Origin of the sequence: Chitinophaga nivalis (genome assembly GCF_025989125.1) — a bacterium.
Taxonomy (GTDB): domain Bacteria; phylum Bacteroidota; class Bacteroidia; order Chitinophagales; family Chitinophagaceae; genus Chitinophaga; species Chitinophaga nivalis.
In genome coordinates, this window is the sequence record NZ_JAPDNR010000001.1 from 2,923,360 (window position 1) to 2,934,864 (window position 11,505).

Consider the following 11,505-nt stretch of genomic DNA (forward strand, 5'->3'; position numbering starts at 1 on the left):
TCAGTTCTATACATTTAAATTTTACCCCTTATGATCAAATGCTATGCATTCATGATTGCCGCATTACTATGTGCCGGCAGCATGCGGTTATGTGCGCAGAATAAGCCGTATCCGCAGGCAGTTAATTATCCGAACTGTATTAAACCCAACAATGTTACGCAGGCAGCCATGAATACCAGTGTGGCCAGCTACTACGACTATTGGAAAGGGAAGTACCTGAAACACAACCTGGCGTCGTTGCCCGGTGGTTATTATGTATTGGGGAATGTGACGGGGGAACAGGAAGGTTTTAATGCATTAGGCTCTTCGGAAGGACAAGGTTACGGTATGGTCATCACAGCATTGATGGCCGGTCACGATCCCAATGCCAAAGTCATCTTCGACGGTTTGTTTAAAACTGCCCGTGCCTATCGCAGTTCGGAAAACAATAACCTGATGGGCTGGATTGTGGCAGACGACATCAAGGCGCAGGGACATTATGACTCTGCTACCGATGGTGATATGGATATTGCCTATGCCCTGATACTGGCCCACTACCAGTGGGGGTCCGGCGGTACCATTAATTACCTGGCAGAGGCCAAAAAGATGATCACCAATGGTATCAAGGTGAGTAATGTGAGCAACAGTAACCGGTTGAATATCGGTGACGGAGACTCCAAGTCTGCTCTTAATACCCGCCCATCCGATTGGATGATGAGCCACATGCGGGCCTTCTACCAGGAAACCAACGACAATACCTGGTTGAATGTGATCAATACCCTGTATGGTGTGTATTGGCAGTTTACCAATAAATATTCTGCCAGCACCGGGCTGATCTCCGACTTCGTGGTGAAAAATCCGCCAGAACCGGCACCGGAAGATTACCTGGGAGAATTTAAAGAAACCAATGAATATAACTATAATGCCTGCCGGGTACCCCTGCGCATTGTGATGGACTATGCCATGTATGGTTCCACAGAAGCTTATAATGTTTCCAACAAACTGGTGACCTGGATCAAACAGAAAACCAATAATAATCCTACTGCCATTGTCAATGGGTACAAACTGAATGGTGGTAACAGAGGAAGCAGTGCAGAAGCTGTATTTGTAGGACCTTTTGTAGCCGCTTCCGTTATCAGCAGCAACAATCAGGCATTCCTCAACAGCGGCTGGAATTATCTGAAATCAGCCAAGGAAGATTACTACAGTGACTCCTATGGTTTGCTGTGCCAGCTGTTTATCTCCGGTAACTGGTGGAAACCGGAAGCAGGTACTTCTACCAACATACCGCCGCAGGTGAACATCACCGCACCCGCCAATAACGCATCGTTTACGGCTCCTGCCAATATTACGCTGACAGCTGCTGCTACCGATAGCGATGGCACGATCAGCAAAGTGGAATTTTTTAATGGCAGCAATAAGATAGGAGAGAGTGCTAACAGTCCTTATAGTATTGCCTGGAATAATGTAAGCGGCGGCAGTTATGCGATCACCGCTAAAGCTACCGATAACGGTAACGCCACTACGGTGTCTGCTGTGGTGAATGTAACCGTAACAGGTGGCACTGCGTGTGTACCGGCTACTGCCAGCAGCGATGATGGTAATGTGGCCGCTAATGTACTGGACAACGACCTGAATACCCGTTGGTCAGCTACCGGCACCAACGAATGGATACAGCTTTGCCTGGCCAATCCGGTAACCGTGAATAGTGTAAGTATCGCCTTCTTTAAAGGAGATACCCGTCGCTCTTCTTTCGACATACAGGTGAGTCAGAATGGTACTACCTGGACGAATGCCGCTACCGGCAAGCAATCCAGCGGTACCAGCACGGCGCTGGAAACCTTTAACATTACGCCGGTAACTGCGAAGTATGTTAAAATCATTGGCCATGGCAACAACCTCAATGCCTGGAACAGCTATACCGAAGTAAAGGTAAACAGCAGCAGCCTGGCAGCGGCAGCTACGTGGAACAATAAACTTTCTTTGCATGAACAGACAGCGGTGAAGGTTAACGTATATCCGAATCCGTTAGCAGAGAAAACAACGATCACATTTAACCTGAAAGCGGCAGGTGCCACCAACCTGACGGTTTATAATATAAACGGTAAACCAGTACAGGTGCTGGTCAATGGAAAATTACCGGCTGGTGCACAGCAAATCTTATTTGATGGGGGCACGATCCCATCCGGGGTCTATATTTTTAAGCTGGTACATGGCGGACAAACCACCATTACGAAAGCGGTAAAATAAGCGCGTCGTTACAAAATAAGAGAAGCAGCATGGATGATTCCATGCTGCTTCCTGCTTTTATAGCGGACCTATAGCGGATGAAGCTATTAAGGTCTTAATTCAAATACGCCTACTTCGTTGGTACGGTGGCTTGGAGCTGGTAATTTTGCATTAATACCACCAGCGATGAATACATACTTACCTACTGTGATCGTAGATTGCATGATACCAATACCTACAGTAGATACAGGAACAGTAGTCGTTGCACCGGTCACTACATCGTAGATGTCAGCAGTGGCATCATTAACCGTTGCGATACCACCGGCTACGATCACCTTACGACCTATGATAGCTGCACCTGGCATCAGACGATCTGTAGGCAGCGTAATGATGCTGTCGAGCAGATTGGTCTGGCTGAATACTTCGATGCTTTTTTTAGCATTGGGTGCATTACCGGAAGCAAGACCACCAGCGATGTATACTTTGTTGGCAATCACGCTCATTACCGGACGGTTTCTTGGGATCAGCAGGTACCCAAAGCTCCAGCTTTGTGTGAGGGTGTTGTATACTTCAATAGAAGTAACACTGCCGCTGTTGCTACCACCGGCAAAGATGATTTCATTGCCGCGAACGACTGCACCAGCTTCACGTCTGGCATCGCGCAATTGTAAAGCGCTCCAGGTGTTGGTAATTACATCGTACACATCAATTTTCCGGCTTTGTTTACCGTTATTGTCGGTACCGCCAAAGAAGTACGCTTTGGAACCATGCGCAACACCGCCCATCATCGCGCGTGCTTCGCTGAGGTAAGTAACAGACCATTGCTGTGTAGTAACATCATACACATCTACCACGGTGGTAGCTTTGTACTGATTAACACGGCCCATTCTACCACCTGCAAACAATACTTTGGTACCTACGGTAACAGCGGTGATAAAATCACGCGCCTGGCTCAGCTGTTGAATAGACCAGCTGTGTGTGAGGGTGTCATAGATTTCCACCGTAGATTTTGCACTACCAGTGTAAACCAATGTTGTACTGTCGGGACCTTTGGAAGAATACTCATCAGATCCGCCGGCGAAAAATACTTTGTTGCCACAGGACGCCAGTGCCATGGCAGATTTTGGAGCGCTTAACTGTAATACGCCAGCAGCTTCCAAACGGGTGAAATCAAAATAAGATGCTGTAGAGACGCCAGCATGTACAGGACTTTCCAGTGTAACAGGAGATACAACTTGCTCATTTTTACTGCAAGCGCTTAAAGAGACTACTACCATCATCAGGGCGATGGCCTTCTTTGGATAATACATATAGGATAGGGAATTTTTTTATTTCCCGCCTGATAGTTACGCCAATAAATTAGAACATAAGTTCTATTTTGGGTTAAATTAATATTAAGAAGAATGTAATTATCAAGTAGATACACATATAAAATCCTTATCACTGCTGCATTATAGCGTGATTTTTACCGGCTTTTGATTTTCGGGCTGATAGCAGTTAAACCGCAGTCAGATCACCTAATTTTAATGAGCTAAATCATATCTTATGTAAAATTCTTTTACTCGCAATCTCAATTTTAATATCCGTTAACCTGGGAATTGCCGTGATTCAAGCTTCTGTAAGGTAACTGCCTGCCGCAACTCCCCTTTATCATTTCTTTTCTATTACCGGAGACCCGACACTCCCGGCTTTTCTGAGCAATCTGCATACTGCCGCAATACGTTCATCGCGACGTTTGCTGACAGGGAACTTTTACCCGATATTTTTTACCCAACATTTTCAAAAACCAAAATTGAACTGTATGAAAAGAACACTATCCATTTTAATGGGGCTACTGCTCGCAGCTCCTGTCTTACATGCCCAGGTGAGCAAGGGCGGAAAGCCATATAGTTTCGGAGCCGGCTTTGTTGAAAAAATAGATACCCGAAGTATTGCAGCCTCTCCTGTAGACAAGCTACGGAAGGAAGATGAAAAAAATCTTAAACAAGGATTACCGCTGCGTGTAGGCGTGATCGTTCCTGTTACCTATTCTCCTGCTACCACTGGTACCTGGACCAGCTTTCCCAATGGCGATAGGGTTTGGCGACTGAAAATTCAAGTAGATGGTGCGCTGGCTACCTCTCTCTACTATCAGAATTTTCACCTGCCTGCCGGCGCTACCTTATTTGTATATAATGAAGACCACTCTCAACTGATAGGTGGTTACACCAGCGACAATAATCAGGAAACCGGATTATTCGCCACTGAAATTCTCAATGGTAATACCTGTATCCTGGAATATTATGAACCAAATGCCGTAAAAGGACAAGGACGTTTTACCATCTCCGGCGTAAATAATATTTACAGCAACCGTCTTCCTGAATCCAGAAGCCGTAGTGGTAACATTGATAAAGATCTCGGCGATGCCGGCTCCTGTAATGTAAATGTTAACTGCCCGGAAGGCGCCAACTGGCAAAACCAGAAAAGAGCCGTGGCCAGAATATTATTTAAAAACGGAGGCAGCAGCTATCTGTGCTCCGGTTCCCTGGTAAATAATGCCCGCAACAATTGTAAGCCTTATTTCCTCACTGCCAACCACTGTGGTTCAAATGCTTCTGATGCAGATTTTAACCAGTGGATATTTTATTTCAACTTTGAAGCACCTTCCTGCAGCAATCCTGCCAGCGCTCCCTCTGCCAATACCATTACGGGTTGCGTACAACGTGCCCGTTCTGGTAACGCCGGTGGGGTAGAAGGATCAGACTTCCAGCTGCTGGAATTTAATCAGGCAGTTCCTGCTTCCTACAATGTATATTATGCCGGCTGGAATGCCAACACCGCAGCCAGCCCAAGTGGTGTAAGCATCCACCACCCTGCAGGAGATATCAAAAAAATATCTACCTATACAGCTGCTTTAACAGAATCCAATTACAGTGGTACCGGTTCCGCACCTTATAGCCACTGGAAAGCGGTATGGGTACAAACACAAACCAACTGGAGTATTACGGAAGGTGGTTCTTCCGGCTCTCCTTTATTCAATAACCTGGGGCAGATCGTAGGGCAATTATCCGGCGGACCATCCAGTTGTGGTGCTACTCCTGCGAATAAAAATGACCTCTATGGTAAAGTGGCCCGTAGCTGGATCAGCAACGGTACTGATGCCCTGCATCAGCTGAAACCATGGCTGGATCCGGATAATACCGGCGTATTGCAACTGAATGGCAGTAACTACCCTTGTAATGATACCACTAACCCGCAAACCTGCCCGGATCCATACGAGCCTAATAACTCCCTGGCCGCTGCCAGCACCATTGCTTCGGGTACGGATATACGTGCTAAAATCAGCCCGGCTACCGATACCGATTATTTCAAAATCCAACTGACAGATACCAGCCGTATTGCTGTGGCATTAGACAACCTGCCGGCTAACTACAACCTGCGTCTGTTGTCTGCCAACGGTACACAGCTGGCCGTTTCCCAAAACAGTGGTAATACTGCAGAAGCGATTAACTACAATGCAGGCCCTGGTACGTATTACCTGCAGGTAATCGGTGTAGGCGGTGCCTTTTCTGACTCTATCTGCTACCGGTTAAATGCGACTGCTACTGTGGTGAACAATTGTACGGAATCCTATGAACCAAATGAAACCCGTACTGCCGCCGCAGCTATCAGTGCCAATACGACTGTTACTTCCCAGATTTCTACTGCTACGGATAAGGACTGGTATAAATTCTCCAATACCAGCAGCCAGAAACACATTGAAATCACCCTCACCAATCTGCCAGGTGACTACGATGTTATTCTCTACAACAATGCAGGTACTGAACTGGGACGTTCTGCGAATGCCAGCACCAGTGATGAAAGAATTGTATACAACAATGGTGCAGTAGGTAACTACTACATTCAGGTATTCGGTTATAGCGGCGCCAATAGCACCACCAAATGCTATAAATTACTGGCAGCTACCAGCAGCACCCCTAAACAGGCGCCTCCGGCTTCTAAGAACAGTAAAGATGAAAAAGCAGGAAGGGCTGGTATCACGGTATATCCGGTACCTGCTACCGATCGGGTATATGTGGAATTCAACAGCAATAAAAATGAGCTGCAACGCGTTACCATTAGCGATATCAGTGGCAAAGTCCTGTACAATCAGCAACACAGTGTATTGAATGGATACAACCGTTTGGAAGTAGGATTGCCTTCTGCCTGGAAGAGTGGTACCTATATTATCTCCACCGGTAAAAATAATGCTAAACAGTTTTTATTACAGCGATAAAAAACCAGCTATTATACGGTTCATCTGAACAGAAAAGATATGCTCTTTATGAGCATATCTTTTTTTTATAGGGTGGTCTTCGCTATGTTTTTTCTGCCGGAATTCCTGTAATTATGCTTACATTTATTCTATTACAGAAACCCGGTTTGTTGCAATAGAAATACCCTCCTTCGTTACCCCTATTTGTACTGACATGGATAGAAAGGCCCGAAATATATTGTTCAATACATATTGGAAAAAAGGCTGGCTGCCTGCTGTTGCGCGTTATACGCATCCGGCAGATCTGGCTTATGCCATTTCCATGGGTGTGATGTTTACACCTTACAGCATCACGCACGATGCCTGCATTGCACAGATTATGAGCCTCCGGGAAGAGCTGACGCCAGAAATAACGGCCCGTGCTTTTTTAGGCAGCCTTACCGCAGCACGGCCGGAATTACGGTCTGCTATCATTTCTGCTTTTATGGCGCAGCAGCTGCAACCGCATCCTTTTTATGAGGATAAGGCGGCAGATCATCCCAATGTATGCGCGATCTGCCGGCAACAGGGAGGCATTACAGGCGAAGCCCTGTACCATCACATAGATCTGAATATGCTGAACTTTGAGCGACTGAAATGGGGCGGCACACGACACCGTGATCTTATCTATATTCTATTTGATCTGCAGCAGTTCCGGCAGTTGCTGGTACCAATGCCTACCCTGGAAGACCTGACAATGTTTTCGGCGCTGCTGGAAGTGATTGCAGCCAGTTTTCCGGGAGATACACCTGCGGTCCTGGAAAAAAAATTAAAAGCGGTATTCCCGGTTACGAAAACAGAACGGCAATTGCTGATAGAAGTACTGGCCTGTATGGGTGTGTTGCAACCGGCGTATAACCATAAAGATAAAAACCAGGTGCAACTGGCGGCCGGGTGGAGAGGCGCGGATAAATATAATAAAGCTGCCTTGCAGTCCTGCTTTCAACCCTATATCCACCTGCTGACAGCCAGCTTGTATCGTTAACGGCTATACGTAAATACCCAATCCAGGAAGCCGCCAATCACCAGTTCGGCATTGGCCGGATTGTCCAGATCAATCTGGTGCCCCGATCCGGGAACGGTAATCAGTTTATAGCGTATCCCCATCGCCTTTAACCATACGGTTAATCTCTCCGCCTGCTCATAGGGCACTACCAGGTCTTTATCACCGTGAATCAGTAAGGTAGGAATGTTGTTGATATGTTTAATCGGGCTGGCCGCATTAAAGCCGGCAGGAATGGGTTTCCCTGAAACATAGTGTTCGCCTGCCAGTTCATTCAGTACGTCAATCATCCCATAGAGGGAAGCAAAATCCAGATAGGAGGTAGTGGTAAAATCGGTAGGACCACTAAAGGAAATGATGCCACTGATACTACCGGGAGGAGCATAGTGATACCCGAATAACAGGGAGAGATGCCCACCGGCGCTGGGCCCACTGATAATATACTTTTGCTGCCGGATTTTCCACACGGCAGCTTGCGACTGGCAAAACTTCACAGCCAGCAACACATCTTGCATTAGTTCCTTGTAACTGTTATGGGTATTTACATACCGGTAATTGACGGCGGCACTGCCCGCACCACGATTCAGTAAAAGTTCCTGCGTTGTTTTCAGGTCTTCCTTGCTGCCACCGGTCCATCCGCCACCATTCAGCAGAATCACAAATGGTGTGGTGTCCGTTCGGTTGGCCGGCAGGTACACATCCATGGTGTTGCGTGCATGACTGCCGTATACCACATTCAATGCCTTGTATGCGGGAATCTCTGTATGCGGCGGCGGTGCCGGAGGAACGGAGTTGGTAACAGCACCGGATTTACTGCATCCGGCAGACAGGAACAACATACCTGCCAATACGAAAAAAACAGCGGGGAATATCTTTTTCATATTGCTAAAATACAAAAACAGTCAACACAAAAAACAAGACGTTATCTGTCTGTAGCAAGGTCTTGCGTAGTAGTGAGTGACTTACGCCGCAGCACCATTTACCTGCTGATAAATGTTTTGTAATTGCCGGGTATGTCTTTGGGTATGGTATAACATAAAGTGAATCCATTCCGACCGGGTGAGCGTACCTATTTGTGGTAATGCACTGTCCGTACAAAGCAACTGGAGATCGAGAGTAGTTGCCGCTTCACCTACCTGCTGCCAGGCTTGTTCCAAACTGTTTAATAAAGCTGCCTGCTCATGAGGAGCCGCGGATGGCTGTACAAAATCCGGTGCAGTCATTTTTAAATCGAAGTCCAGAAATATTTTCGCCAGGATAGCATTTTTTTCTTCCGGATCTCTGTCGGCAACGCTAACAGGACCATACAGCACACCCGGGAACACGGATTTCTGTAAATGATCTGCCACCTGACCGGCGGTCCAGCTGCCGGCAAAAGGAACCGTATTAAACTGTTCCTCATCGAACCGGGCAAGGGCTTGCAATAATGCAGCGGAAGTATCTTCAATAACGTTGGAAATAGTGGCTGACATCTGAAAATAATTTAAAGATGAAGTGATGGGAATAACGATCGTTGTTGCAAATGGCTGCCGGATAAAGGCAGCCCGTCCATTACTATGTTGTTAACACAAAATTAGGCAGAATCAACGGTTTTGCCCGGGGGCAGACAAGACATTCAGGCGGGCCGGCAAGGACATTTTTTCACCATCACTTCTTTTATTATTTTAATTTTTTCAGATAATTCACGGACACTTTTTCAAAACCATTTTTTTCAAAGAAGTGATGTGCCTGTTCGTTGTGTATACCACTTTCCAGCAGTATAAAAGCTGCGTCCTGCAGGAAGTCTGCCTGTTGTGCAAATGCCAGTATCTTGCTGCCCAGGGATTGTCCTCTGGCTGCCTGTGCAATGATCATATCTTCCAGTATCGCATAATTTTTACGCGGGGTATAGATGATATTAAATGCGGCGATGCCCAGGATGGTACCGGTATCATCTGCAGCGATGAGTATCCGGAGCGCTTCATGGGCCTGTTGTTCAAAAGCCTTGCTGTACTGGGCCGTTAAAATAGCTGCCAGGTCTTTGTTCCAGTTGTTGGGATCATCTGCCCGGCCCCCGGTGATTTCTCCGTGCGAGATATACGTGTTTGTTTTATGGGCTATAAAAAAATCAACTACAGCAGTCAGCTGGCGGGGATCTTCAAGCAGGTAAATAGTGTATGCCATCAGTAGTGGGTTATGTATTTATGTAACCCGTTAAAGATAGACAAAACCCACCTACCCGCGATACCTCCTGCTGCAGTTGGGAAGCACAAGTCAGAAACCCGTCACCGGCAATCTGCTAAAAAAAACAGCTGAAATAATCCTACCTGCTACCATGCCATCATTATTGAAACAGGTTGGACTGATCCCAGTTGAACCGTGGTGCAGAAATGTCTGGTAGCACCGGGCGGTAGCGCAATAGCACCACACCGTTGCTGAAGGGCGTGGTATCGATGAGTTGCAGGGCTAAGTGTTGCTCCACATTTTCGAACAGGGGGGTACCACTGCCTATAGCAACAGGGTTTACCCATATCCTGTATTCATCAATCAGTTCCATTTGAATAAAAGCAGCAGCAATGGTGACGCCACCATACATAATCATATCTTTCCCGGGTTGTTGTTTTAACTGCATGATGGCTTCCCGGATATTTTCTTTCATCAGCCGTGAATGCTGCCACGTGACTTTGGATAATGTTCTGGAAAAAACAATTTTGGGCAGGCTGTTCATCAGCCGGGCAAAGGCCAGATCCTGCCTGTTGCTGTAAGGATCTCTTGCTGCAACAGGCCAGTGGTCGGCCATTTTCTGATAGGTGACACGTCCGGCCAGGATAGTATCCGCCGCACTTAATTGGTCGTAGGCATAGGTTGCCATTTCATGATTCCAGTGCGGGAAATGCCAGTCCAGTTCGCCGTTGGGTCCGGCCATAAAGCCGTCCAGGGTCAGGTTAATTGAAAGAATCACTTTTCTCATTTTCAGCAGATAAATCGGTATTAAAAAATAGACAGATGATGACCGCTTCCTGCGGTCATATAATACTGACGGGCATTCTTGCTGCCAGTCTTTTATGATGAAAAATATAAGAGCCGGCTATTAACACATAACCAATCAGTATGGGCGTCCACCCACTCATGGGGGTGCCCGTAGCGATGCCGGAATAGAGGGCGCCGGTCAGGTCGTATGCGAGGCCGGCATATGCCCATTCTTTCAGCCGGGGAAAACCGGGAAAGAGCAGGGCGGTAATGCCCAGCAGTTTGGCGATACCCAGGAATGGCAGCAGGTAGGCCGGATAGCCCAGTTGTTTGAAGTAGGCTTCTGCCTCCGGTACAGCTAATATATCCGGTATGGCAGATGCAATCATGAGTAATGATAACAACAAGGTAAAGATCCAGTAAGCAGTATTGATTTTTTTCATGGAATAAAAAATTTACGATGATTTACAAAGGGTGATGAGATGGTGGATGAGATAGGTGTATCGGTTAAAAAAGCGCAGCGGACAAACTCATTTAAGCTTGTAATGCAGGTGGATGATTTTAGTCAGTAAACTTTCCAGGCGATCCAGGGTCTGGTTCATGCTTTCCATGGTGGCATGTTCGCGGAGTACTTTGTCACGGGCGGCCCGGGTCGGAAAAAGCAGCTGCATGTTGAGCCGTGTTTGTTTATCCTGCGCTGTAAAAAGAAGGGTGATGGTACATTGGTCTGTTTCATTATGATTGTGGTGCATGTATACCAGGTGATCCGGAGATACGGTTTCTAAAAAGATGACTTCATGGTGGTAATAGCCCCCGTCCGGACCCAGTATCACGAACCGCCAGCTGCCGCCGGGTCTTACGCTGATGTATTCACTGTTAATGGAAAATCCTTCGGGTACCCACCAGTGTTCCAGGTGAAGGGGGTCGGTCCAGGCCTGATAAACGAGTTCGCGGGGTGCATTAAAAAGACGTGTGAGATGTAGCTCCCGGTCGGAAGTATTCCCGTTAGCCTCATTGCTTGCATACATGTGCTGTACTTTTTTTGGGGATGAATAATAGTTATCAGAGGGAA

10 protein-coding genes are annotated in these 11,505 nt (G+C 46.9%); 3 read left to right on the forward strand and 7 right to left on the reverse strand.

What is annotated here, in order from left to right:
* Positions 1-30: 30 nt before the first annotated feature.
* Entirely contained in the window at positions 31-2,229 is a 2,199-nt protein-coding gene (locus OL444_RS11970) for a glycosyl hydrolase family 8 (protein ID WP_264732964.1), read from the forward strand.
* Between the two features lie 86 nt (positions 2,230-2,315).
* Here the strand turns inward: OL444_RS11970 and OL444_RS11975 are convergent, their stop codons facing one another.
* Entirely contained in the window at positions 2,316-3,518 is a 1,203-nt protein-coding gene (locus tag OL444_RS11975) for a Kelch repeat-containing protein (RefSeq protein ID WP_264732963.1), read from the reverse strand.
* Positions 3,519-4,009: 491 nt separating this feature from the next.
* Here OL444_RS11975 and OL444_RS11980 point away from each other — a divergent pair, with 491 nt between their 5' ends.
* Positions 4,010-6,463, forward strand: a complete 2,454-nt coding sequence (locus tag OL444_RS11980) for a pre-peptidase C-terminal domain-containing protein (RefSeq protein WP_264732962.1) — start codon at positions 4,010-4,012, stop codon at positions 6,461-6,463.
* 193 nt (positions 6,464-6,656) lie between these two features.
* Positions 6,657-7,466, forward strand: coding sequence for a hypothetical protein (locus OL444_RS11985; protein ID WP_264732961.1), 810 nt, complete (start codon positions 6,657-6,659; stop codon positions 7,464-7,466).
* Here the strand turns inward: OL444_RS11985 and OL444_RS11990 are convergent.
* From OL444_RS11990 to OL444_RS12015, 6 genes are all read right to left on the reverse strand, one after another.
* Positions 7,463-8,365, reverse strand: a complete 903-nt coding sequence (locus OL444_RS11990) for an alpha/beta hydrolase (protein ID WP_264732960.1) — start codon at positions 8,363-8,365, stop codon at positions 7,463-7,465. The genes OL444_RS11985 and OL444_RS11990 overlap by 4 nt on opposite strands.
* 81 nt (positions 8,366-8,446) lie before the next feature.
* Positions 8,447-8,956 (reverse strand): DinB family protein, encoded by a 510-nt coding sequence (locus OL444_RS11995; protein ID WP_264732959.1) that lies wholly within the window; start codon positions 8,954-8,956, stop codon positions 8,447-8,449.
* Between the two features lie 187 nt (positions 8,957-9,143).
* On the reverse strand, positions 9,144-9,647 hold the full coding sequence (locus OL444_RS12000) for a GNAT family N-acetyltransferase (RefSeq protein ID WP_264732958.1): 504 nt from the start codon (positions 9,645-9,647) through the stop codon (positions 9,144-9,146).
* 160 nt (positions 9,648-9,807) lie between these two features.
* Complete coding sequence (locus tag OL444_RS12005) at positions 9,808-10,434, reverse strand: dihydrofolate reductase family protein (protein ID WP_264732957.1); 627 nt, start codon at positions 10,432-10,434, stop codon at positions 9,808-9,810.
* A gap of 55 nt (positions 10,435-10,489) precedes the next feature.
* Positions 10,490-10,876, reverse strand: coding sequence for a DoxX family protein (locus OL444_RS12010; RefSeq protein WP_264732956.1), 387 nt, complete (start codon positions 10,874-10,876; stop codon positions 10,490-10,492).
* 87 nt (positions 10,877-10,963) lie between these two features.
* Positions 10,964-11,461, reverse strand: a complete 498-nt coding sequence (locus OL444_RS12015; protein WP_264732955.1) for an SRPBCC domain-containing protein — start codon at positions 11,459-11,461, stop codon at positions 10,964-10,966.
* Positions 11,462-11,505: the final 44 nt, after the last annotated feature.

What these genes read in the sequence shown, in the direction of transcription:
- OL444_RS11970 (WP_264732964.1), top strand. Translation starts at nt 31, where the DNA reads ATGATCAAATGCTATGCATTCATGATTGCCGCATTACTATGTGCCGGC.
- OL444_RS11975 (WP_264732963.1), bottom strand. Translation starts at nt 3,518, where the DNA reads ATGTATTATCCAAAGAAGGCCATCGCCCTGATGATGGTAGTAGTCTCT.
- OL444_RS11980 (WP_264732962.1), top strand. Translation starts at nt 4,010, where the DNA reads ATGAAAAGAACACTATCCATTTTAATGGGGCTACTGCTCGCAGCTCCT.
- OL444_RS11985 (WP_264732961.1), top strand. Translation starts at nt 6,657, where the DNA reads ATGGATAGAAAGGCCCGAAATATATTGTTCAATACATATTGGAAAAAA.
- OL444_RS11990 (WP_264732960.1), bottom strand. Translation starts at nt 8,365, where the DNA reads ATGAAAAAGATATTCCCCGCTGTTTTTTTCGTATTGGCAGGTATGTTG.
- OL444_RS11995 (WP_264732959.1), bottom strand. Translation starts at nt 8,956, where the DNA reads ATGTCAGCCACTATTTCCAACGTTATTGAAGATACTTCCGCTGCATTA.
- OL444_RS12000 (WP_264732958.1), bottom strand. Translation starts at nt 9,647, where the DNA reads ATGGCATACACTATTTACCTGCTTGAAGATCCCCGCCAGCTGACTGCT.
- OL444_RS12005 (WP_264732957.1), bottom strand. Translation starts at nt 10,434, where the DNA reads ATGAGAAAAGTGATTCTTTCAATTAACCTGACCCTGGACGGCTTTATG.
- OL444_RS12010 (WP_264732956.1), bottom strand. Translation starts at nt 10,876, where the DNA reads ATGAAAAAAATCAATACTGCTTACTGGATCTTTACCTTGTTGTTATCA.
- OL444_RS12015 (WP_264732955.1), bottom strand. Translation starts at nt 11,461, where the DNA reads ATGTATGCAAGCAATGAGGCTAACGGGAATACTTCCGACCGGGAGCTA.